Source organism: Methylobacterium carpenticola, from assembly GCF_042748905.1.
Classification (GTDB): Bacteria; Pseudomonadota; Alphaproteobacteria; order Rhizobiales; family Beijerinckiaceae; genus Methylobacterium; species Methylobacterium carpenticola.
On sequence record NZ_JBHZEO010000001.1, the window covers coordinates 1,240,901 to 1,263,979 of the forward strand.

Here is a 23,079-nt window from a genome sequence, read left to right on the forward strand (position 1 = left end):
AGGCGCGGACCTCTTCGCCAGCTTCCGGGACATTCATCGATGCCGACCGATACCCCGCCCTCAGGTCCCGTCGTCACGGTGGGCGACGTGCGCTTCGGCAACCATCTGCCGCTCAGCCTGATCGCCGGCCCCTGCGCGCTGGAGAGCCGCGCCCACGCCCTGGAAGTGGCCGCCGCGCTCAAGGAGATGACCGCGCCGCTCGGCCTCGGCCTCGTGTTCAAGTCGTCGTTCGACAAGGCCAACCGCACCTCGGTCGGCTCCGCCCGCGGGCTCGGCCTCGCCGAGGCGCTGCCGATCTTCGCCGAGATCCGCGAGAGCCTGGGGCTCCCCGTGCTCACCGACGTGCACGAGGCCGCCCAATGCGCGCATGCCGCCGAGGCCGTCGACGTGCTCCAGATCCCGGCCTTCCTGTGCCGGCAGACCGACCTGCTGCTCGCCGCCGCCGCGACCGGGCGGGCCGTGAACGTGAAGAAGGGACAGTTCCTGGCGCCCTGGGACATGGCGCATGTCGCCGCCAAGATCACGGGGGCGGGCAACCCGAACGTGATCGTCACCGAGCGCGGCGCCTCCTTCGGCTACAACACCCTGGTGTCGGACATGCGGGCGCTGCCGATCATGGCCCGGGTGACGAACGGGGCACCGGTGGTGTTCGACGCCACGCACTCGGTCCAGCAGCCGGGCGGCCAGGGTGCGACCTCGGGCGGGCAGCGCGAGTTCGTTCCCGTGCTCGCGCGCGCCGCGGTGGCGGTGGGCGTGGCGGGCGTCTTCATCGAGACCCATGCCGATCCCGACCGCGCGCCGTCGGACGGGCCCAACATGGTGCCGCTGCGGGCCATGCCGGCGCTCCTCGAGACGCTCGTCGCCTTCGACCGCCTCGCCAAAGCCTCCTGACCCGACGAGGCGCTCCGACCGGACCCGGCACGGCCGGGGCCGGGCCGCCGGGCTCAGCCGGCGAGCAGCGCTTCGAGAGCGAGATCGTAGGAGAGCGGGCCGAATCCCGCGATCACGCCGCGCGCCACGGGCGCGATGGTGGAATGGTGGCGGAAGCTCTCGCGCGCGTGGACGTTCGAGAGATGGACCTCGATGACCACCGCCTTGGCGCCGGAGATCGCGTCGCGCAGCGCCACCGAGGTGTGGGTGTAGGCGCCCGCGTTCAGGATCACGCCCGCGCCGACGGCGCCGGCCTCCTGGATCCAGGTGACGAGGTCGCCCTCGTGGTTCGACTGCCGGAAGGTGATGGCGGCCCGCCCGCCCGCCCGCTCGCGCAGCCGCCGCTCGATGTCGGCCAGCGTCAGCGCGCCGTAGATGCCGGGCTCGCGGGTGCCGAGGAGGTTCAGGTTCGGGCCGTTGAGGACGTGGATGTCGGGCATGGTCGTTCGTGTCCGGGGAAGATGCGAGGGCGGTGTAGCGCGGAACCCGACGGCGATCCTACCGGCTCGGGAGCGCCGGATGCGGGGCCAGGTGGGTCTGCGCCGCGAGCCGGATCGGCGCGTTGACGGCGCCGTAGCCATGATAGCGGCGCCGCTCGACGATCTCGAAGAAGAAGCCGCCGTCGAGCAGCCCGCGCGTGTAGACCTGGAAGAACTCGGCCTCGCCGTCGCGGTCGTACAGGATGTGGTTCTCGCGCAGCCGCTCGATCGTCTCCGCGCTCAGATCGGTGCGGACCTCCAGATCGTCGTAGTAGTTCTCCGGGATCGGTAGCAGGGCGACGCCGCGGGCGCGGAGCGCCGCAACCGTCGCGACGATGTCGGTCGTGGCGAGCGCCACGTGCTGCACGCCGCCCCCGAAGGCCTCCGCCAGGAAGCGCGAGGCCAGGGTCTGGCGGCTCTGCGAGGCGTTGAGGACGAGGCGCAGGCGCCCGTCCGGGGCCTCGACCGCCTGGCTCTGCACCACGCCGCCGGGATCGACCACGTTCTGCACCGGCTGCTGAACCACGGCGAGGAGCCCGGTGTAGAACAGGAGCCAGGTCAGCATCTCCTCGTGGCGCATGCTCTGCGTGAGGTGATCGACCGCCACCAAGCCCGCGCCCGCCTCCGGCTCCGCCGGCAGCGGCTCGAAATCGACGTCCCACAGCTGGTCGAGGCCGCTGTGGCGATCCACGAAGTAGAGCAGGCTGCCGCCGACCCCGCGCAAGGCCGGGATGTCGAGTTCGCCCGGGGCGACCGCCTGCCGGAAGGGCTCGTCGAGGAGCGCCACCGCCCGCTCCACCGCCGCGTTCGCATCGTCCACCTTCAGGGCGACCGCGCAGACCGAGGCGCCGTGCGTGACCTGAAAGGAATGGGCGAAGCCCTCCTTCTCGGTGTTGACGACGAGGTTGATGCCGCCCTGGCTCCAGCGCGTCACGGCTTTCGAGCGGTGGCGCGCCGTCCGGGCGAAGCCGAGCCCGTGCAGCGCCGCCTCGAAGGTGCCGGCGGATTCGTCGTCCATGGCGAATTCGATGAACTCGATCCCCTCGCAGGCGGCGCGCGGCGGCAGGGCCGGGAGATGCGGGGCGGGGGAGCGGCGGCGCAGGTCGTCGAGCATGACGAGGAGCGAGCGGCGGCCATCCACCGCGACGCCGCGCGCCGAGCCGGCCCGGAAGCGGTCGCTGAAGATCTCCAGCGACAGGAGCCCGTCGAAGCCCGTGGCCGCCAGCGCGTCCACGAAGGCGCCGATCGGCAAGTCCCCCTGGCCGGGGAAGCAGCGGTAGTGACGGCTCCACGAGAGCACGTCCATGGCGAGGCGCGGGGCGTCGGCCATCTGCACCAGGACGATCTTCTCCTTCGGGATCGAGCGCACGGCGCCGAGATCGGTGCCGCGGGCGAGCACGTGGAAGCTGTCGAGCACGAAGCCCACCGCCGGGTGGTCGGCCCGCCGCACGATCTCCCAGGCATCCCGGTAATCGTTGACGTGCCGGCCCCAGGCCAGGGCCTCGTAGCCGATCCGGAAGCCGCGCGCCTGCGCCCGGTCGCCGAGTTCGCGGAAATCCGCCGCGGCCCTGTCGAGGCCGCCGAGGCTGTCGGGCGAGACGTTCGAGCACACCATCAGGAGGTCGCAGCCGAGTTCGTGCATCGTGTCGAACTTGCGCTCGGCGCGAGCGAAGACCTTGGCGCGCTGCGCCTCCGGCATGCCCTCGAAATCGCGGAAGGGCTGGTAGACGGCGATCGCGAGGCCGAGATCCTCGGCCATGCGGCGCACGTCGCGCGGCGTGCCGTTGAACGAGAGAAGGTCGTTCTCGAAGATCTCGACCTCGGTGAAGCCGGCAGCGGCGATCGCCTCCAGCTTCTCGCCGAGCGTGCCGCTCAGGCACACGGTTGCGATCGCAAGCTTCATTCCCGGTTCTCCATCGAGGCGGGGCAGGTCCCCACAGGGACATCGCGGCCGGGATGCGGCCGCGATGTCGGGTTCAGGCGTGGGCCGGCTCAGGCCCCACCGGCGTCGCGCCCGGCTGGCCGAGGTCGCTCATCCGGATGCGGTAGGTCTCCCGGGCGCTCAGGGCGGCGAGCGCCGCGACCAGGGTGATCGCCAGGGTGATCGCGCCGACCGTGAGCGGGATGTTGGTCGAGCCGGGCGGCGCCACCGCGGTGAACAGCGCCGGCAGCATCGCGGTGATGGCCGTGCCGAGATTCTGCGAGATCGCCATGGCCGAGACGCGGGTCCGGGTCGGGAACAGCTCCGGATAGAAGCTCGGATAGACCGCATTGTAGCCCTGGTAGACGACGCCCCACATCAGCAGCGACATCACGATCGCGAGCGGCACGTTGTGGATGCTGATCGCGTAGAGGTAGCCGAAGGACAGCAGGCCCGACCCGATGGCGCCGACGATGATCGGCGGGCGCCGGCCGATCCGGTCCGAGAGGCGGCCGACATACGGGATCACCACGACCGCGACGATGTTCCCCAGGACCGGGATCCACAGGTAGACGTCCTTCTCGAAGCCGATGCCGTAGGCGGCCTGGACCGCGTAGGCCGCCCCGAAGATGGTGGCGACCACCGGGATGACGTTCATCAGCGCCATGCAGACCACGCGCAGCATGTCGGGCCAGCTGGTGCGGAAGGCCTCCACCACGGGCGAGTGCGGGATGTCGCCGCGGGCCTCCTCCTTGGTGAAGGCGGGCGTCTCCTCGACCTCGCGGCGGATGATGAAGCCCGCGATGATCACCACGACGCTGAGCAGGAACGGGATGCGCCAGCCCCAGCTGTTGAAGGCCTCCGCAGGCATGTAATGGGCGAGCGGCAGGAACACCGCGGCGGCGAGGATCTGGCCGGCCTGGACGCCCTGCAGGGTGAAGCTCGCGTAGAAGCCGCGCCGGCCGAAAGGGGCGTGCTCCAGGATCATCGAACTCGCGCCCGAGATCTCGCCGGCCACCGCGAAGCCCTGGATCAGCCGCAGGACCACGAGGAGGATCGGCGCCAGGATGCCGACCTGGCCGTAGGTGGGCAGCAGGCCCACCGCGATGGTGGAGAAGCCCATCAGGAACATGCACAGGATCAGCACGTATTTGCGGCCGTGGGTGTCGCCCCAGTGGCCGAGCACGAAAGCGCCGATCGGCCGGCTGACATAGCCGACGCCGTAGGTCGCCAGCGAGGCCACGATGGCCACCGTGGGATTCCCCGCCGGAAAGAAGATCTGCGGGAAGATCAGCGACGCCGCCGTCGCGTAGATGAAGAAGTCGTAGTATTCGAGAGCCGATCCGATCCAGCCGCTCGCGGCCGCCTTCCGCGATTGCCGCTGCCCGTGTGGATCGGGATGCGCTTCATCCGCACTCATCGTCGTTTCCTCCTGTTGGTCCGTCTCGCGGTTGGTTGTGGTCTCGTCGGGCTCTGCGGCCCGTTTGCGAGAGCGCGGCCCGGATTGTCCCGGGCCGCGATCGGTCAGCCGGCCCGCCGGGCCGGCGAGGCCGCGTCCTCCGCAGGATCGCCCGCCGTCGCATCGAAGGCGCGGGCCATCGCGCTCTCGGGGGCGTCGTGGCCGGTGAACAGGCGGAACGCGTCGATCGCCTGATGGAGGGCGAGGTCGCGCCCGGTCATCACCGGGGCGCCGCGCCGCGCCGCCTCCCGCAGGAGCGGGGTCCAGAGCGGCGAATAGACCGCGTCCGCGACCCAGAGGCCGGGCCGCAGGAGATCGGGCGGAACCGGGCTGTCGCGGTTCGGCAGCATGCCGACCGGCGTGCCGTTGACGAGGCCGGTCGCCCCGTCGAGGGCCTCCGCCACGGTCCGGCAGAGGCGCGGGCGCGTCCGCGGCGGCAGCGTCGCGGCGAGCGCCTCCGCCTTGCCGGGATCGGTGTCCACGAGGCGGATCTCGACGCCCGGCAGGGAGCCGAGCGCCACCGCCACGGCCTTGCCGACGCCGCCGGCTCCGATCACCGCCACGGGGCCCGGCGGAACCGCACCGAACCGCTGCGTCAGCGCGCGGGCGAAGCCGCTCGCATCGGTGTTGTGGCCGACGAGCCGGCCATCCTCGACCACGATGGTGTTCACGGCGCCCACGGCCCGCGCCCCCTCCGACAGGGCGTCGAGGAGCGGAACCACGGCCTCCTTGTAAGGGAAGGTGACGTTCACGCCCGAGAAGCCGATCAGCCGCACGCTCTCGAGGAGGTTGCGCAGCTGCGCCGCGGAGGCGCCCGGAACGTCGATGAGCTGGTAATGCGCCTCCAGGCCGAGCGCCCGGGCCGCCGCCTCGTGCATCGCGGGCGAGGCCGAGTGGCGGATCGGCGATCCGATCAATCCGAGCAGGAAACGCGTCCGCGGTGCCGGGACCATGGCCTGGATCCTTGGGGCCGGGTCCCCCGCCAAGACGGCAGGAGCACCTCCCGACCGCGACTCCTAATGCGGCGAAACCGGTTGTCCGAGTACCAATTCGAGCGCTGAAGATAACATCATGTTACGGCCGGTTCGGTGGGAGCCGCCGCGGCCTGCCGCATCATCTCCGTGCGCAGGTCCTTCACGAAGCTCGCGGCGAACAGGCTGAGCGTGCCGCCCGCCTTGCGGGCGATCCAGGTCTGGAAGCGCGTCGGCTCCTCGATGGGCAGCACCCGGATGCCCGGGAAGGCGCCGTCCGCGATGGTGAACTGGTCGATGACCGCGATGCCGAGGCCGGCCTTCACGAGGGAGCAGACCGTCGAGCCGAACCGCGCCCGGATGGTGATCTCGTAGGCGAGGTCGCGCTCGCGGAACAGGTTCGACATGATGCGCCCGTAGGGGTCGTTGGGGTCGATCCCGATCAGCGGATGCCGCGCGATCTCCCGCGCCGGGATCGAGCCCCGGGCGGCCAGCGGGTGCCGCTCCGGCACGATGCAGTACAGGTTGCCGCTCGCCAGGGGCTCGAAGATCAGGGCCGGATGATCGAGGCGATAGCTCATCGCGACGACTTCCCCCTTGCCGAGCAGCAGGTAGTCGATGGCCTCCTCGATCTTGAGGATGTTGATGTCGATCAGGAGCCGCGGGTACTTGGCCCGGACGCGCTCGATGGCGCGCGGCACCATCACGTGGGAGATCGACGGGACCGAGCCGATCAGGAGTTCCTGCCCGGCCCCGCTGCGGGTGCGGTCGACGACGTAGCGCAGGTCCTCGATCTTGTCGAAGACCGCGTTGATCTGCTCGAACACCGCGCGGGCCTGATCGGAGGGCACGAGCCGCCCGCCGCGGCGGTCGAACAGCCGGATGCCGAGGGAGGTCTCGGTGTATTTCATCAGGCGGCTGATGCCCGGTGCCGAGACGTTCAGGAGCCGGGCGGCCCCGGCGAGCGTCCCCGTCACCATCACGGCGCGGGCCACCTCGATCTGGCGGAGCGTCAGCATGCTGTGCCTCGATGGATGGCGGCCCGGTCCGCTCCCTCCATAGCGCCGCCGGACGATGCTGCGGAGGGGGCTCATGACGCGCCCTTGACTTGAACGTACCAGTTCGTTAATTTGCTCGACAACCAAGGGGCGATCCGTCCCCATCCGAGGAAACGTCGAGGCGATGATGATGGCTTGCGCGCCGTGCCATGTCCGGTCCTTCGGGATCGCGGTGAGGGGAGGCCGGCCGTGAGCGCCGCGTCCCGCATTCTCCTCGGGCTGATCGGTTCGGGGATCCAGGCCTCCCGCACCCCGCCGATGCACGAGCACGAGGGCGACGCCCAGGGCCTGCGCATCCTCTACCAGACCATCGACCTCGACCGGCTCGGGCTCGGGCCGGAGGCGCTGCCGGAGCTGCTCACGGCCGCCGAGCGCCTGGGATTTGCCGGCCTCAACATCACGCATCCCTGCAAGCAGGCGGTGATCCCGCATCTCGACGCGCTCTCGCCCGACGCCGCGGCGCTCGGCGCGGTCAACACGGTGGTGCTGCGGGACGGGCAGCGGGTCGGCCACAACACCGATTGGTGGGGCTTCGCCGAGAGCTTCCGCCGCAACCTGCCGGACGCGGCCCGCGGCCGCGTCGTCCAGCTCGGCGCGGGCGGCGCGGGCGCCGCGGTGGCGCACGCGCTCCTCACCCTCGGCGTCGGCGAACTCGCCATCGCGGACATGGATCCGGCGCGGGCGGCGCAGGTGGCCGAGAGCCTCTGCGCCCGCTTCGGCGCCGGCCGCGCCCGGGCCTCCGCGGATCTCGCGGCCGACATGGCCGCAGCGGACGGCCTTGCCCATTGCACCCCGACCGGCATGGCGGCCCATCCGGGCCTGCCGCTTCCGGCCGCGCTCCTGCGGCCCGCGCTCTGGGTCGCCGAGATCGTCTATTTCCCCATCGAGACCGAGCTCCTGCGCGCGGCGCGCCGGCTCGGCTGCCGCACCCTCGACGGGGGCGGCATGGCGGTGTTCCAGGCCGTCGAGGCCTTCCGTCTCTTCACCGGGCGCACGCCCGACCCGGCGCGGATGCTGCGCCACTTCGCCGAACTCGGCGACAAGGCCGCGCAGACGGCCGCCTGACCCACCCGTCATCCCCCGAGAGGAAACCCCCGATGTCCGTTCAAGCCGTTCCGGCGGGCGCCTACGCGTCCGCCTCGTCCCCGCCTGCCGTCGCGGCGCCGCGCAAGGCCGCCCTCGCGAGCTGGATCGGCAGCGCCGTCGAGTATTACGACTTCTTCGTCTACGGGGCGGCGGCCTCGCTGATCTTCCCCAAGCTGTTCTTCTCGCCGGACAATCCGCAGGCGGCCCTGATGCTGTCCTTCGCGACCTTCGGCGTCGCCTATATCGCACGGCCGTTCGGGGCGATCGGGCTGGGCCATGTCGGCGACCGCTTCGGGCGCAAGCGGGTGCTGACCTTCACGCTCCTCCTGATGGGCTTCTCGACCTTCATCATCGGCTGCCTGCCGACCTACGCGCAGGCGGGGCTCCTCGCACCGACCCTCCTCGTCCTCGCCCGCTTCATGCAGGGCATCTCGGCGGCGGGCGAGCAGGCCGGGGCGAACTCGATGACCCTCGAACACGCGCCCGCGGACCGGCGCGCCTTCTTCACGAGCTTCACGCTCAGCGGCACGCAGGCGGGCCTGATCCTCGCCAACCTCGTCTTCCTGCCGATCACCGCCCTGCCGGAGGATCAACTGCTCTCCTGGGGCTGGCGGATCCCCTTCTTCCTCAGCGCCCTCGTGGTCGCGGTCGGGTTCTGGGTGCGCCGCACCCTGCCGGAGACGCCGGTCTTCGAGGAGGAGAAGGCGCAGCACAAGGAGGCGGAACTCCCCGTCGTGACCCTGTTCCGGACGCAATCCGCCGACCTGCTGCGCGTGATCTTCGCGGCTCTGGTCTCGGTGGTCAGCACGATCGGCGCCAACTACGTCCTCGCCTACGCGGTGCGCGAGGTGAAGATCCCGCAGCCGACGACCCTGCTCGTCCTCATCCTGGCGAACTTCGTGGCGCTGGCGACGATCCCGCTCTGGGCCATGCTGTCCGACCGCATCGGCCGCCGGCCGGTCTTCATCCTCGGGGCCCTCGGCTCGGCCGTATTGGTGTGGCCGCTGTTCTGGGCGGTCTCGGCCGGCAACGTGCCGCTGATGTTCGTGTTCGGCATCCTGTTGTCGGGCGTGGTCTACAGCGCCGCCAACGGTGTCTGGCCGTCGCTCTACGGGGAGATGTTCGACACCCGCGTGCGGCTCTCCGGCATGGCGATCGGCACGCAGATCGGCTTCGCGCTCGGCGGCTTCGCGCCCACCATCGCGGCGGCGATCCAGGGCAGCGGGCCGACCGGCTGGTATCCGGTGGCGGCCTTCGTGACCGTGACCTGCCTGATCTCCGCCGTCTCGGTCTTCACCGCCCGGGAGACCTACCGCACATCCCTCACCGATCTCGGCCGGTCGTGAGCGCGGGCACCATCGCCGCCCGTCCCCGGCGCTGAGGCGCTCTCACGGAACGCAACGCCCCTCCCGTTCCCCCTGTCCGGGCCCGTTCGGGCCCGGACAGGGATTCGAGGCTTGATACGGTTTCCGGAAGATCACTTTCGGAAACCGTATCACGAGCCCGCGCGGCGCGGAGCAGGGCTCCGCGCATGCCTGAGCGAGGCCGGTTTCCGCATCGCGAAGCGATCATCCGGAAACCGTATGAGAGGCTTCCGCCGCTCTCCTCGGCCGGCCTCAGCCCGGCGCGAGCGCCCGCACGACGGCGTCGGCGATGAGTTCCCGGTGCCGCTCGCGCCGGTCCGGCGCGAACAGGTCGACGTCGAAGATCGCCCCGAAGGTGTGGCGGTTCGCCACCCGGAAGAAGCAGAGCGCGCTGATCATCATGTGGATGTCGACGGCGTCGACGTCGTTGCGGAACCGGCCCTGGGCCCGGCCGCGCGTCAGCAGGTCCTCGATGAGGGCGATCACCCGGCGGTTGATCCGGCGGATCGATTCCATCCCGGTCAGGTGCTTGGCCTTGTGGATGTTCTCGATGGTGACGAGCCGGATGAAGGCGGCGTGCGCCTCGTCCGAATCGAAGGTCTGGCCGATCAGGCGGCGCAGGCCCTCGACGGGGTCGCTGTGCTCCAGATCGAGTTCCGCCTCGATCGCGCGGATCTCCGCATAGGCCCGCTCCAGCACCGCGAGGTAGAGCCCCTCCTTGCTGCCGAAGTAGTAGTAGATCATGCGCTTGGAGGTGCGCGTGCGCTCCGCGATGGCGTCGACGCGGGCGCCGCTCAGGCCGTTCTCGGCGAATTCCTCGGTGGCGACCGCGACGATGTCGGCCTTGGTGCGCTCCGGATCGTGAGCGCGCGTCCCCTCAGCGCGCGACGCGCGCGACGATCCCGCCATGATCGATGCTCACCCACCCTCGAGCCTGCCCCCAGGGCGACAGGTATCGGGCGGCGCCCGGTGCGTCCATGCGGGAGAACGGGTTTTCCGTAGCACTTCGGTCGGGGCACGGCCCCGCCGCGATGCGCGCCCGAAGCGCCGACGGGCCGGCACTTCGGGCGGATTGCCGGCGGATCGGCCGCGGGGCCGGTCCGCCAAGGGCTCACTCCGACGGAGCGTCGACCGGGGCCTTGGGCGCGGACGGATCGCCGCCCTCGACGCCACCCTCCTGGCCCTCGTAGCGCGTCCGGCGGCGGCGGCGCGGACGGGCCGGGGCCTCGGCCGCCTCAGCGGCGGGCGAGACCGGAGCCGGCTCCTCGATGGCGGGCGGGGCCGGCGGCGGAGGCGGCACGGGCGCCGGGGCGGGGGCCGGCCGGACCGGGTTCGTCAGGAAGGCCGGCAGACCGGGCTCCTCGGCGACGGGCAGCTCGGCCCGCGGCTCCTCGCGGCGCGGCCGCTCCGGACGCTCGCGGCGGAACTCGCCGCGCTCGCGCGGCCCGTCATGGCGAGGACCGTCCTGGCGGGGACCATCCTGGCGGGGACCATCCTGGCGGGGATGGTCGCCGCGGAAATCCTGACGCGGCTCACCCTGGCGATCGGACCGATCCTGCTGGCGATCCTGGCGCTGCGGCCGGTCCCGGTTCTGGAAGCGATCCCGGCGGTCCTGCTGGCGGTCGTAGCGGGGCGGGCGGTCGTCGCGCTCACCGCGGGTCTCGTAGGGCTGCGGCTGCTGGGCGGGATCGACGTAGTCGTCGCCGTGGCCGTAGCCGTTCGGGCTGTAGCCGTTGCCGCCGCGGTTGTCCGGTCCGGCCGCGTAGCCGTTGGTCTGCGGTGCCTCGTCGTCGCCCTCGTCCTCGTCGTCGAAGGGCTGGCGCATGCCGCCGAACTGCTGCCGGTACTGCTCGTTCGCCGCGGCGATGATGCGCTGGTAGTGCTCGCCGTGCTGGAAGTAGTTCTCCGCCATCACCGGATCGCCGCTCGCCTGCGCGTCGCGCGCCAGCTGAGCGTATTTCTCGGCGATATGCTGGGCCGTGCCGCGGATCTTGACGTCGGGACCGTTCGATTCGTAGGCCCGGGTGAGCGGATTCGGGCCCTTGTTGCTGCGGTTGCGGCCACGCATACGCCTGTTCTGGTTTGGTCTCATCGGTCTCGACTGACCCTCGTTCGATATACTCAAGGGGACACGACCGGACGAACGGCTCCTCTCGCGGCGCCCCGACCGGCTGACGGACCTGCCCGTCCGACCGTGACGATGTCCGTCGTGCACTGCACAACCGCGGGCTCTCGCGCGTTCGGGTCGCCCGACGATTGTCAGATGCGGACCACCGGACCTGACCGCTCCGTCCCTCAGGGTCTGCCCGGTGGTGGAAGATCGTCCAAGTTCCGCGCCTGGAGGAGCGCTTGAAAACTTAGCCAGGCTGTCTTACCGGACCGTTCACGATCTGCGGCCGGACGTTAGCGGGTTCAGCTTGCCGAGCCAAGCGAAATTGCAGGCAACGGCATCAGAAACTTGAGGAATCCTGGTTCGCACCCGATTCCCGCGCCATCACCACGGCGCGGGGATGTCCCGCAAGGTCGCGCCGCACAACCAAGACCTGCAATCCCGTGCGCTCGGCCAGATGACGCAGCGCCTCCTCTTGATCGAAGCCGATCTCGACGATCAGCCGGCCTGCGGGCGCCAGCAGAGTGGCGGCCTGCCGCAGGATGACGCGGTAGGCATCGAGTCCATCCGGGCCGCCGTCGAGGGCGAGCCGGGGATCATGGACGCGCACATCCTCGGCGAGTTCGGCGATGACCGTGGTGGCGATATAGGGCGGATTCGCGACGATGATATCGAAGCGTCCGTCGAGCGCTCCAGCCCAATCGCCCTGTATCCACAACGCGCGGCCGCCGACGCCGTTCTGTTCCGCATTGTCGCGGGCGGTCGCGAGCGCCTCGCGGGCGCGGTCGATGCCGACGCCGACGGCTCGTGGCCATTCGCTCAGCAGCGCGACGAGCAGGCAGCCCGAGCCGGTGCCGAGATCGAGGAGGCGAATCGGCGCGCTCCGCTCCGGGCCGAAGGCGAGGGCCGCCTCGACCACCGTTTCGGTGTCCGGGCGGGGCACCAGCGTCGCGGGGGAGAGCCGGAAGGGCAGGCCCCAGAACTCCCAGGCGCCGAGAATGCGGGCGACGGGCTCGCCCCGGGCGCGCCGCTGCAGCGCCGCCGAGAGCCGGGCCGCGTCCTCCGCCGCGACCGGCCGCTCCCCGTCGAGGACGAGGTCGATGGGGCGCAGGCCGAGCGTGTCGAGCAGGAGCAGCCGGGCGTCGAGCGACGCCGTCTCGATGCCGCGCTCGGCCAGGAAGGAGGCGGCGCGGGCCTGCGCCGCCGCCCGGCTGAGCCCGGGCGCGACGGGATCGCTCACCCCAGCCCCTCGGCGGCGAGCAGGGCCGCCTGATGCTCGGTGACGAGCGCGTCCACGAGTTCGTCGAGGGCGGTGCCGGCCAGAACCTCCTCCAGCTTGTAGAGGGTCAGGTTGATGCGGTGGTCGGTGACCCGCGCCTGCGGGAAGTTGTAGGTGCGGATGCGCTCCGAGCGGTCGCCGCTGCCGACCTGGGCCCGGCGGTCGGCGGCGCGGGCCGCGTCCTTCTGGCTGCGCTCCTGCTCGTAGAGCCGGGCGCGCAGCACCGCCATGGCGCGGGCGCGGTTCTTGTGCTGCGAGCGCTCCTCCTGCACGAAGACCACGAGGCCGCTCGGGATATGGGTGATGCGGATCGCCGATTCGGTCTTGTTGACGTGCTGGCCGCCGGCGCCCTGGGCGCGCATGGTGTCGATCTTGAGGTCGGCCTCGTTGATGTGGATGTCCACCTCCTCGGCCTCCGGCAGCACCGCCACGGTGGCGGCCGAGGTGTGGATGCGCCCCTGCGTCTCGGTCTCGGGCACGCGCTGGACCCGATGGGCGCCGCTCTCGAACTTGAGCCGCGCGAAGACGCCGCGGCCCTTCACCTCCGCCACCACCTCGCGGTAGCCGCCCATGGTGCCGGGGTTCTCCGACACCACCTCGACCTTCCAGCCCTTGAGATCGGCGTAGCGGGCATACATCCGGAAGAGGTCCCCGGCGAAGAGGGCGGCCTCGTCGCCGCCGGTGCCGGCCCGGATCTCCAGGATGGCGCTCTTCTCGTCGGCGGAATCCTTCGGCAGCAGCAGGATCTGGAGGGCCTTGGCGGCGGCGTCGCGGGCGGCCTCGACCTCCGGCTTCTCCTCGGCGGCGAGCGCCCGCATCTCCGGGTCGCCCTCCTCCAGCATCGCCTCGACGCCGCGCAGCTCCGCCTCGGCGGCCCGGTAGGCGCGGATCGCCGCCACCACGTCGTCGAGTTCGGAGAGTTCGCGCGAGAGCTGCACGAAGCTGTCGGAATCGGCCTCGCCCGCGCTGAGGGTCGCGGTCACGATGTCGTGCCGCGCCAGGATGGCATCGAGTCGGTCGGAAGGGAGGACGATCATCGAAGGGGATATGGGCTCGGGCCTGGCCGGATGTCAGCCGGCTGAGGGTCTGCGCGCCGTCGGCCGGGAGGCTGGCGTATAGCAGGTCTGTGCGGTGTGGGGAGCCGGCCATGGGAACAACCCCCATGCGCCGGACGGGCGGCGGCTCCCGCTCAGCCCGGAGATTGATCCACCAGGCCGAGACGCGGAACCACGCTCCCCGGCGCCAGCAAAGCCCCGGGCGCAACGACGGCATTGGCGCCGACCCGCACCCCGTCCCCGACGAGCGCACCGAATTTCGTGACCCCGGTCTCGATCACCCCCTCGGCGACCCGGATCCGGATCCTTTTGTCGTCGGCCTCGTTGCGATGACTCGCGATGATCGCCCCCGCCTCGATGTTGACGTCGCGCCCGATGAGGCTGTCGCCGACGAAATTGAAATGGGCGAGCTTCGCGCCCGAGAACACCAGGCTGGATTTCAGCTCGACCCCGGGCCCGACGACGCAGCCGGCTTCGAGCCAGCAGCCGCCGCGCAGGAGGCTGCCGGCGGCGACGAAGCAGCCGGGACCGACGACGACGGGCCCCTTCAGCAAGGCGCCGTGCTCGACGGTCGCGCTCGCGTGGATGGCGCAGGGGCCGACGCGGCGATAGGCGGCATCCAGCCGGGGCAGGAGCGACGCGATCAGGGTCTCGGCGCGGCCCGTGATCGCCCAGGGCGCCGCGTCGTCGATCGGATGGGGGAAGGCGGGGAAGGCCCGGATATACGCCGCCGGGTCGATCATCCAGGTCAAACCGGGATGCCCCGGGCCTCCGCGAAGGCGGCGAGCGCCGGCCGCAAGGAGGCGCCGTCGCCGGTCTTGGCGAGTTCGTCCTTCAGGAAGGCGCTCACCTCGGCGGCGTCGAGCGCCAGCACCATCGCCTTCACCGGCCCGATCGAGGCCGGCGACATCGACAGCGCCCGGTAGCCGAGGCCGATCAGCGCCATCGCCTCCAGAGGGCGCCCGCCGATCTCGCCGCAGACCGTGACCGGCGTGCCCGCCGCGTTCGCGCGCTCGGCGATCAGCCCGAAGGCCCGCAGCGCCGCGGCGCAGAGCGGATCGAAGCGGTTGGCCACCTGCCGGTTCTCGCGGTCGACCGCGAAGAGGAACTGCATCAGGTCGTTCGAGCCGACCGAGAGGAAATCCGCGGTGGTCGCGATCTCGTCCATCTGGAAGAGGAGCGAGGGCACCTCGACCATCACGCCGAGGCGGCAATCCGAGGGGAGGGGATGGCCGTGGCGGGCGAGATGCGCCTTCTCCCGGTCGACGATGGCCTTGGCGCGGACGAACTCCTCCACCGTCGCCACCATCGGGAACATGATCTTGAGCGGGCGCCCGCCCGCGGCCTTGAGGAGGGCGCGCAGCTGCATGCGCAGCAGACCCGGCCGGTCGAGGCCGATGCGGATCGCCCGCCAGCCGAGCGCCGGGTTCTCCTCCTCCAGCGCCTTCATGTAGGGCAGGATCTTGTCGCCCCCGATGTCGAGGGTGCGGATCGTCACCGGCAGGTCCCCCGCGGCGGCGAAGACCGCCTCGTAGAGGCTCTGCTGCTCGGCCGCCGAGGGCATGCGCTCGGCCACCATGAATTGCAGCTCGGTGCGGAACAGCCCGACCCCCTCGGCGCCGGTCTCGTGCAGGTGCGAGAGATCGACGAGCAGGCCCGCATTGAGCTGGAGCGCGATCCCGACGCCGTCGCGAGTGGCCGAGGGCAGGTCGCGCAGGGCCCGGTACTGCTCCTGGCGCCGGGCGCGCAGGCGGGCCTTCTCGGCATAGGCCGCCTCGACCTCCGGGCCGGGGCGGATCTGCACCTCGCCCGCGCCGCCATCCACGATGATGGCATCGCCGCTCTCGACGAGGGCGGTGGCGTTCGCCACCTCGCCCACCGCCGGGATGCCCAGCGCCCGGGCCACGATGGCGATGTGGCTGGTCGGCCCGCCCTCCTCCAGCACCACGCCGCGCAGCCGGCTCCGGTCGTAGTCGAGGAGGGCGGCCGGCCCCATCGAGCGGGCGACCAGGATCGCGTTCTCGGGCATCGCGCCGGGGCCGGCTCCCTGCGCGCCGACGAGCTGGCGCAGCAACCGGTTGGCGAGGTCGTCGAGGTCGTGCAGGCGCTCGCGCAGGTAAGGGTCGCTCTGGCGCAGCATGCGGGCGCGGTTGTCGGATTGGACGCGCTCCACCGCCGCCTCGGCGGTGAGGCCCGAGAGCACCGCCTCGCGCATCCGGCGCAGCCAGCCCTGGTCGTGGGCGAACATGCGCACGGTCTCCAGCACCTCCCGGTGCTCGCCGGCGCCGGCGACGTCGCCGCGCTCCACGAGGTCGTCGATGGCCGAGCGCACCTCCGCGATGGCGGTCTCGAGCCGCGTCACCTCCCGCTCGACATTCTCGGCGATGAGGTTCTTCACCACGATGCGCGGCTCGTGCAGCACCACGTGCCCGAGGCCGACGCCCTCCGCCAGGGCGACGCCGCCCTGCGCGAGGGCCCGGCGCGTGGCGTTGACGGTGCCCGGCGAGAGCGCCTGCAACTCGCCCGAGGCGATCATCTCCGCCAGCACCATGGCGGTGGTCTGGAGCGCCTCGATCTCCTCCTCGGAATAGACCCGGTAGGTCCGGTTCTGGACGACGAGCACGCCCATCGTGTTGCCGGCCCGCAGGAGCGGCACGCCGAGGAAGGCGTGATAGATCTCCTCGCCCGTCTCCGGGCGGTACGAGAAGGCCGGATGGGATTGCGCGTCCGAGAGGGAGAGCGGCTCGGCGCTCGCGGCGATCAGGCCGACGAGGCCCTCGCCCGCCCGCATGGTGGTGAGGTGGACCGCCTCGCGGTTGAGGCCCTCGGTCGCGAAGAGTTCGAGCATGCCGTCGTCCCGCAGGACGTAGACGGAGCACACCTCGGCGACCATGTTCGCCGCGATGATGACGACGATGCGGTCGAGGCGGGCCTGCGGGCTGACCGGCTCCGCCATGGCTTCACGGAGGCGGCGCAGAAGCAGGCGCGGACCTCCAGGCGCAGCGGGCATCGTCTCGACTTCCACCCTCTAGCGAGCCTGGCCCGGTGCTTTGCAACCGGGAGATACCGGCGCGAGGAGTGCGACCGGACCGGCCCCGTCAGGGCCGTATAGCGAGTCCGGCGCCCGCCGGGCAAGCGCTGCGGACCCGCGATGGCCCGGGGTCGGGCCAAAGTCGTAAAATCAGGCCCGGTCGAGGCCGTAGAGCGCGTGCAGGGTGCGCACGGCGAGTTCGGTGTAGGCCGCGTCGATCAGCACCGAGAACTTGATCTCCGAGGTGGTGATCGCCCGGATGTTGATGCCCTTGTCGGCGAGCGCGCGGAAGGCCTTGGCGGCCACGCCCGCGTGGCTGCGCATGCCGATGCCGATCGCCGAGACCTTCACCACGTCCGTGGCGCCCTCGATGCGCTCGAACTCGATCGCGCCGGACTGGGCGTCGAGGATCGAGCGGGCGCGCTCGTAGTCGCTCGCCGGCACCGTGAAGGTCAGGTCGGTGGTCGCGCCGTCGCCCGACACGACCTGGATGATCATATCGACGTTGATGTTGGCATCGGCCAGGGGGCCGAAGATGGCGGCGGCGATGCCGGGCTTGTCCTTCACCCGGCGGAGCGTGATCTGGGCCTCGTCCTTGGAGAAGGCGATGCCCGTGATGATCTGCTGTTCCACGATGTCGTCCTCGTCGCAGATGAGGGTGCCGGGCCGGGCGTCGTCGGGGTCGTCGAAGGAGGAGCGGACGGTGGTCGGCACCCGGTGCACCATGGCGAGCTCGACGGACCGCACCTGCAGCACCTTGGCGCCGAGGGAGGCCATCTCCAGCATCTCCTCGAAGGCGACCCGCTCCAGCCGCCGCGCCTTCGGCACGATCCGGGGATCGGTGGTGTAGACGCCGTCGACGTCGGTGTAGATGTCGCAGCGCTCCGCGCCGATCGCCGCGGCGATCGCGACCGCGCTGGTATCCGAGCCGCCGCGCCCGAGGGTGGTGACGCGGCCGGTCTCCGGGTGGATGCCCTGGAAGCCGGCGATCACCGCCACCTCGCCCCGCGCGAAGCCGGCATCGAGGCGCGCGCCGTCGATCCGGGCGATGCGGGCCGAGCCGTGCTGGTCGGAGGTCTCGATCGGGATCTGCCAGCCCTGCCAGGAGCGGGCCTTGATGCCCATCTCGGTGAGCACGATGGCGAGGAGGCCGGACGTGACCTGCTCGCCCGAGGCGACGACGGCGTCGTACTCGGATTGCGCGTAGAGCGGCGAGGCGTCCTTGCACCAGGCCACGAGCTCGTTGGTCTTGCCGGACATGGCCGAGACCACGACCGCGACCTCGTAGCCGGCGCGCACCTCGCGCGCGACGTGGCGGGCCACGTTGCGGATGCGGTCGACCGTGGCGACGGACGTGCCGCCGAACTTCATCACCAGGCGAGGCATGGGACCGAGACGGGTTTCAAACGGGGCGGGCGGCCGATGCCGGCCGCCGCGCGATGACGGGGGCCGGTAAACGCGAGGGGACACCGTGTCAATGCAGCGCGGCATGGGGATGGGGGCGATCAGGGACCCCGGCGACCCGTGCGGCAGGGGGACGAAGCGGATTGGCCCCCGGTTGCGGATGCGCTACCTGACGCGGCGCGACGGCATGCGGAGAGCGCGGATGAGCGAGACCACCGGCCCCTCGATCGACCGCGACGAGGTCGCCCGCTTCGAGCGCATCGCGGCGACGTGGTGGGACGAGGCGGGGCCGATGCGCGTCCTGCACCGCTTCAACCCCGTGCGCCTGACCTACATCCGCGACGCGGTCTGCCGGCATCTCGGCCGCGACCCGCTCCAGCCCCGCCCCCTGGAGGGGGTGAGCCTCGTCGATGTCGGCTGCGGCGGCGGCGTGCTCTCGGAACCCCTCGCGCGGCTCGGCGCCACCGTCACCGGCCTCGACCCCGCACCCACCAACATCCGGGTGGCGCGGGCCCACGCGGCGGAGGCCGGCGTGCCGGTGGATTACCGCGGCGAGACCATCGAGGCGGTGGCGGAGGCGGGCGAGCGCTTCGACGTGGTGCTTGCCATGGAGGTGGTGGAGCACGTGGTGGACATGCCCGCCTTCGTGCGCACGGCCTGCACGGCGGTGAAGCCGGGCGGGCTGCTCTTCGCCGCCACGATCAACCGGACCCTGCGCTCCTTCGCCCTGGCGATCGTCGGCGCCGAATACGTGCTCCGCTGGCTGCCGAGGGGCACGCACGACTGGGAGAAGTTCGTCACGCCCGCCGAACTCACCCGGGCGGTGGAGGCCGGCGGGCTCGCCGTCACCGATACGAGCGGGGTCGCCTACCACCCGCTCGGCGACCGCTGGTCGATCTCCCGCGACACGGCGGTGAACTACATGATCACGGCGGTGCGGCCGGCCGCCTGAGCCGGCGGTTCGCCGGACTGCCGGGCGGCTGCGCTCCGCTGTGACCCGGGGGGCGAGACGGCCTCCCATCCACAGAACCCTTTTCCCGGACCTCCTCCCACTCTCGCTCCGGTCGTGCAGGCCCGGAAACGGGATCGGCGCTGGACGGCCGTTGGAGCGGGAGCACGCTGCGCCGAACCACCCATGCCGCACGGGAACGGATTCCGCTCCGCGCGCTTGTGAGAAGGCCGCGCCGTCCGGAGCGAAGCGGGCGGGGGCGTGAGGGCGCGGGAGCCATGACGGGCATCCGGTTCGGGCGGGAAATGGTCTTCCTCGTCGTGGCGGTGCTCCTCGCCGGTGCCGCCGCCCTCGCGAGCTATTTCACCCGCGCGACGACGCTCACCATCGCGGTGGCACCCAGCGGCGGCACCGAGCCGGCGCTGATCCGCGCCTATGCGGACGGCCTCGCGGGCGAGCACAAGGGCCTGCGGCTGCGCATCCTGCCCTTCGACGGGGTGCGCGAGAGCGCCGCCGCCCTTCAGGAGGGCCGAGCCGATCTCGCGGTGGTGCGGCCCGACATCCTGCTGCCGTCGAACGGGCTGACGCTCGCGATCCTGCGCGAGCAGGCGATGATCATCGCCGCCCCCGAGCCCACCCCGATCAAGGGCGTGCCGGACCTCGCCCGCAAGCGCCTCGCCTTCCTCACCGAGCGGACCACCGACCAAGCCGTCCTGCAGCGGGTGCTCGGGCATTACGGGCTCGCCGTCGCGAACGGTCCGGTCTCGGGCCCGCTGCCGGCGCGCAGCGTGGCGCTGGTGCCCCTGGAGGAGCAGGATCTGGCGAGCGCCTTCGCGGAGAAGCGGGTCGACGCCCTCGCGATGCTGACCACGCCGACGACGTCGGCGGCGACGCGGATCATGCGCATCCTCCAGAATGCCGGCCGCACGGGCAAGCTGCGCTTCGTCGAGGTGGAGGAGAGCGGCGCGATCATCGAGCGCTTCCCCCGCCTGCAGGCGGTGAGCGTGGGCGAGGGGCTGTTCGGCGGCAATCCGAAGACGCCCGCGGAGGCGGTCTCCACGGTCGGGACCTCCTACCGGCTGATGGCCCGCTCCTCCCTCTCGCGCCCGATCGCCGCCGAGGTGACCCAGCACCTGTTCGAGATGCGCGGCCTGATCGCCGAGACGGTCCCCGCCGCGAACGCCATCGCGGCGCCGGCCTACGACACCAACGCACAGGCCACGAGCGCGCGCCTGCCGATCCATCCGGGCGCCATCGACTATTACGAGCGCGAGCAGCAGAGCCTGATCGAGCGCTACGAGACCTGGATCTACCTGCTCGCCTTCCTGGGCGGCGGCATCGGCTCGGGCCTCGCCTGGCTGCGTCAGCGCCTCTCCCGGCTGCGCCGCGAGCGGGTCGAGGTGGCGATCCGCCGCCTGATCCACATCCGCTCCGAGGCGCGCCGCACCGCCGACCGGGCGGCCCTGGAGGAGATGGCGGCGGAGATCGACGACCTCGCCGGCAACATCGCGCGCTATGCGCTCAGCCGCCCCACCGAAGCCCGCACCATGGCGGCGGCCACCATCGCGATCGACGCTGCGCGCTCCACCGTGCGGCGTGCTCTTGCGTCGGGCGGGCCGCCGAAGCCGACCCTGCGCGCCGTGGAGTGATCGCCGCGCAACAATCCCCAGCTTCGTGAGCCGAACTCCGGATCGCCCGGCACTTTCCGGAAGCGGAGCCGTTGTCGTGACACGCCTCTCCGGTGGTCCGCAGCGCGGATGGCGGGGGAGGGCGACGTGATCACCTCGGAGATAGTCGCGATGAAACGCTCTCTTCTTCTGGCTTCCCTGCTGCTCGGCAGCCTCGTCGCCGCGGGCAGCGCCCAGGCGCAGGGCATCCCGGGCGGGATGCGGCGGGGCGCCGCCGAGGGCGACCGGGTCGCCGGTCCGATCGGCGGGATCGTGGGTGGCGCGGTCGGCGGGGCCGTGGGCGGCGTCAACGGCGCGCTCGGCATCGATCCGGGCCGGCGCGCCTACCGCACGCGGCTGCATGGCCGGCAGCACTCTCACCGCCATCACCGGCACCGCCACAACCGCTGAGCGGGCCGGCGCCCGCCGTCACTCCGGCCCGATCCGGACCGTCAGCGCACCGATGGGGCCGAGATCGGCCGTCACGGTGATGTCCGGCCGGATCGGCAGCGGCACCGTGGTCGTGCCGGTGGTGACGATCTGTCCGGCCCGGAGCGTGAGGCCGAGGCCGGACACCTCGTTGGCGAGCCACGCCAGGGCCGTGCGGGGATCCCCGAGCACGGCCGCGCCGCTGCCCGGATGGTCCGGGCCGCCGCTCGCCGCGGCACGGGTCGCGAGACCGGCCAGATCGAGGTCGCGCCACGTCCGGGCCGGCGGCCCGAGCACGAAGAGATGCGCGCAGGCATTGTCGGCGACGAGCTGCGCCTCGCCCGCCGTGACGAAATCCGCGAAGCGCGAATCCGGGAACTCGATCGCCGGATGCACCGTGTCGACCGCCGCCAGCACCTCCTCGGGGCGATAGGGCTCGGCGCGCGGGGGCAGGTCGCGGCCCAGCCGGAAGGCGATCTCCGCTTCGGCCACCCGCATCAGGTTGCCGCGGAACGGCACCGTCTCGCCGGGAGCGAGCACGCGCTCCGCGAGGATCCGGCCGGCCAGCGGCCCGCTCACCCCGATATGCGCCTGCCCGGCGGCACTGGTGGCGGCGATCTTCCAGCCGAAGAGCGGCGCCCGGCTCAAGGCCTCGAACCGCGCCTGGATGGCGTAGCCCTCCGCCCGCGTGGCGGGACGCTCCCCGGGCGGAAGCGCGGCGAGGCGGCTGCCCTCCTGCCAGTGCCGCCAGAGGCGCCGGGCCGCGGCGTCGGCATGCGTGCTCATGATCCTGCCCTCGCGATCAGCCCGCCATCGACCGGCAGGGCCACGCCGGTGATGTAGGCGGCTTCGTCCGAGGCGAGGAACAGGGCGGCGTTGGCCACGTCCCAGGCCGTTCCCATCCGGCCCATCGGGCAGGCGGCGTCGCGCGCCCGCACCATCTCCTCGGCATCGGCGTACTGGCCCGCGATCTGCCGGAAGATCAGCGGGGTGTTCATCATGCCCGGCATGATGGCGTTCGCCCGGATGCCCTCCCGGGCGTATTGGAGGGCGAGGCCCACCGTGAAGTGGTTCACGGCCGCCTTGGCGGCGTAATAGGCCGCGTAGGGGTAGCCGGTGTAGCGCACCGCGGCGACCGAGGACGTGTTGACGATGCTGCCCGAGCGCCGGGCGAGCATATGCGGCAGCACGTGCTTGCAGGTCAGGAAGCAGCTGGTGAGGTTCAGATCGAGGCTCTGCCGCCACGCCGCCTCGTCGAGCTCCACCGGGCCGCCCATGATGGCGTGACCGACATTGTTGTGCAGGACGTCGATGCGCCCGTGCGCCGCGACCGCCTCCTCCACCACGGCCCGGACCGCCTCCGAATCGGTGACGTCGCAGGCCGCCGCCGTCGCCGAGCCGTCCTCCCCGTGGATGAACGCGACGGTGGCCTCGGCCGCCTTCCGATCGCGATCGATGCAGACGACGCGGGCCCCCGCCCGCGCGAAGGTCACGGCGACGGCCTTGCCGTTGCTCCAGCCGGGCCCGGCCGAGCCGGCACCGAACACCAGCGCGACCTTGCCGGCGAGCCGCGCGCTCGGCGCGGCCGCATGGCGCGGCGCAGCGCCTTCGTTTCCCCTCGTCACCCGCATCCTCCCCGGCGGACCTTGTCGCGGTCCGTGTGCCCGAATCCTAAGCCGCTTCGCGGCGGCGCGCCATCGGGTCGCCGGTCCCCCCCGCCGCAGGTCCGGCGCGGTTCCCGGGTGAGTCGGCAACGACACGATGCGGAGGATTATGACCTGGCGTCATGCGCGCTTACCGTCGCGTAACCACTTCGCCTTTTTCATTCCGACCGCGACGGAAGCGGCGGGCCGTGTACGGACGCCCCTGTCACTCCGCAGTCCCGCT

The 23,079-nt window shown here is 71.8% G+C and carries 20 protein-coding genes; 6 read left to right on the forward strand and 14 right to left on the reverse strand.

Translation table 11 applies throughout. From position 1 onward, the window contains the following. The first annotated feature begins 39 nt into the window (after window positions 1-39). Window positions 40-891 (forward strand): 3-deoxy-8-phosphooctulonate synthase, encoded by an 852-nt coding sequence (gene kdsA, locus ACE101_RS06015; protein ID WP_379126790.1) that lies wholly within the window; start codon window positions 40-42, stop codon window positions 889-891. A 53-nt stretch (window positions 892-944) separates the two neighbouring features. Here kdsA and aroQ read toward each other — a convergent pair whose 3' ends face one another. The 5 genes from aroQ to ACE101_RS06040 all read right to left on the reverse strand — a co-directional run bounded on the left by aroQ (window position 945) and on the right by ACE101_RS06040 (window position 6,779). After that, on the reverse strand, window positions 945-1,370 hold the full coding sequence (gene aroQ / locus ACE101_RS06020; protein WP_379126792.1) for a type II 3-dehydroquinate dehydratase: 426 nt from the start codon (window positions 1,368-1,370) through the stop codon (window positions 945-947). Between the two features lie 58 nt (window positions 1,371-1,428). Beyond that, window positions 1,429-3,312, reverse strand: coding sequence for a bifunctional sugar phosphate isomerase/epimerase/4-hydroxyphenylpyruvate dioxygenase family protein (locus ACE101_RS06025; RefSeq protein ID WP_379126794.1), 1,884 nt, complete (start codon window positions 3,310-3,312; stop codon window positions 1,429-1,431). Between the two features lie 73 nt (window positions 3,313-3,385). Next, window positions 3,386-4,750, reverse strand: a complete 1,365-nt coding sequence (locus ACE101_RS06030) for an MFS transporter (RefSeq protein WP_379126796.1) — start codon at window positions 4,748-4,750, stop codon at window positions 3,386-3,388. 104 nt (window positions 4,751-4,854) lie between these two features. Continuing rightward, window positions 4,855-5,742 carry a shikimate dehydrogenase gene (locus ACE101_RS06035; protein WP_379126798.1) on the reverse strand — a complete coding sequence of 296 codons (888 nt, stop codon included), beginning with the start codon at window positions 5,740-5,742 and terminating at the stop codon, window positions 4,855-4,857. Between the two features lie 116 nt (window positions 5,743-5,858). Continuing rightward, on the reverse strand, window positions 5,859-6,779 hold the full coding sequence (locus tag ACE101_RS06040; RefSeq protein WP_379126800.1) for a LysR family transcriptional regulator: 921 nt from the start codon (window positions 6,777-6,779) through the stop codon (window positions 5,859-5,861). Between the two features lie 228 nt (window positions 6,780-7,007). Here ACE101_RS06040 and ACE101_RS06045 point away from each other — a divergent pair, with 228 nt between their 5' ends. Next, entirely contained in the window at window positions 7,008-7,883 is an 876-nt protein-coding gene (locus ACE101_RS06045) for a shikimate dehydrogenase (RefSeq protein WP_379126802.1), read from the forward strand. 32 nt (window positions 7,884-7,915) lie between these two features. After that, the gene (locus ACE101_RS06050) at window positions 7,916-9,250 is read left to right on the forward strand and encodes an MFS transporter (protein WP_379126804.1); all 1,335 of its coding nucleotides are present in this window, start codon (window positions 7,916-7,918) and stop codon (window positions 9,248-9,250) included. Window positions 9,251-9,520: 270 nt separating this feature from the next. On the opposite strand, the gene ACE101_RS06055 is transcribed toward ACE101_RS06050, so the two are convergent. From ACE101_RS06055 to ACE101_RS06085, 7 genes are all read right to left on the reverse strand, one after another. After that, window positions 9,521-10,177, reverse strand: coding sequence for a TetR family transcriptional regulator (locus ACE101_RS06055; RefSeq protein ID WP_379126806.1), 657 nt, complete (start codon window positions 10,175-10,177; stop codon window positions 9,521-9,523). A 202-nt stretch (window positions 10,178-10,379) separates the two neighbouring features. Beyond that, window positions 10,380-11,336: a DUF4167 domain-containing protein gene (locus ACE101_RS06060; protein ID WP_379126808.1), complete on the reverse strand. Its 957-nt coding sequence runs from the start codon at window positions 11,334-11,336 to the stop codon at window positions 10,380-10,382. Between the two features lie 382 nt (window positions 11,337-11,718). Continuing rightward, a complete protein-coding gene (gene prmC, locus ACE101_RS06065) occupies window positions 11,719-12,618 on the reverse strand; it encodes a peptide chain release factor N(5)-glutamine methyltransferase (RefSeq protein WP_379126810.1) in 900 nt (299 codons plus the stop codon). Further along, window positions 12,615-13,694 (reverse strand): peptide chain release factor 1, encoded by a 1,080-nt coding sequence (gene prfA / locus ACE101_RS06070; RefSeq protein WP_379126812.1) that lies wholly within the window; start codon window positions 13,692-13,694, stop codon window positions 12,615-12,617. The genes prmC and prfA overlap by 4 nt, the downstream gene beginning before the upstream one ends. 152 nt (window positions 13,695-13,846) lie before the next feature. Beyond that, the gene (locus ACE101_RS06075; protein ID WP_379126814.1) at window positions 13,847-14,455 is read right to left on the reverse strand and encodes an LbetaH domain-containing protein; all 609 of its coding nucleotides are present in this window, start codon (window positions 14,453-14,455) and stop codon (window positions 13,847-13,849) included. A gap of 5 nt (window positions 14,456-14,460) precedes the next feature. Then, window positions 14,461-16,722, reverse strand: coding sequence for a phosphoenolpyruvate--protein phosphotransferase (ptsP, locus tag ACE101_RS06080; RefSeq protein WP_379126816.1), 2,262 nt, complete (start codon window positions 16,720-16,722; stop codon window positions 14,461-14,463). A 171-nt stretch (window positions 16,723-16,893) separates the two neighbouring features. Next, a complete protein-coding gene (locus tag ACE101_RS06085; protein WP_379126818.1) occupies window positions 16,894-18,129 on the reverse strand; it encodes an aspartate kinase in 1,236 nt (411 codons plus the stop codon). A gap of 220 nt (window positions 18,130-18,349) precedes the next feature. On the opposite strand from ACE101_RS06085, the gene ubiG reads away from it, so the two are divergent. The 3 genes from ubiG to ACE101_RS06100 all read left to right on the forward strand — a co-directional run bounded on the left by ubiG (window position 18,350) and on the right by ACE101_RS06100 (window position 21,174). Next, window positions 18,350-19,099, forward strand: a complete 750-nt coding sequence (gene ubiG / locus ACE101_RS06090; RefSeq protein WP_379126820.1) for a bifunctional 2-polyprenyl-6-hydroxyphenol methylase/3-demethylubiquinol 3-O-methyltransferase UbiG — start codon at window positions 18,350-18,352, stop codon at window positions 19,097-19,099. A gap of 275 nt (window positions 19,100-19,374) precedes the next feature. Then, window positions 19,375-20,745, forward strand: coding sequence for a TAXI family TRAP transporter solute-binding subunit (locus tag ACE101_RS06095; RefSeq protein ID WP_379126822.1), 1,371 nt, complete (start codon window positions 19,375-19,377; stop codon window positions 20,743-20,745). A 150-nt stretch (window positions 20,746-20,895) separates the two neighbouring features. Then, window positions 20,896-21,174: a hypothetical protein gene (locus ACE101_RS06100; RefSeq protein WP_379126823.1), complete on the forward strand. Its 279-nt coding sequence runs from the start codon at window positions 20,896-20,898 to the stop codon at window positions 21,172-21,174. An 18-nt stretch (window positions 21,175-21,192) separates the two neighbouring features. Here ACE101_RS06100 and ACE101_RS06105 read toward each other — a convergent pair whose 3' ends face one another. Then, window positions 21,193-21,978: a 2-keto-4-pentenoate hydratase gene (locus ACE101_RS06105; protein WP_379126825.1), complete on the reverse strand. Its 786-nt coding sequence runs from the start codon at window positions 21,976-21,978 to the stop codon at window positions 21,193-21,195. Next, on the reverse strand, window positions 21,975-22,817 hold the full coding sequence (locus tag ACE101_RS06110; RefSeq protein WP_379126827.1) for an SDR family NAD(P)-dependent oxidoreductase: 843 nt from the start codon (window positions 22,815-22,817) through the stop codon (window positions 21,975-21,977). Before ACE101_RS06110 ends, ACE101_RS06105 begins: the two co-directional genes overlap by 4 nt. Window positions 22,818-23,079 lie beyond the last annotated feature (262 nt).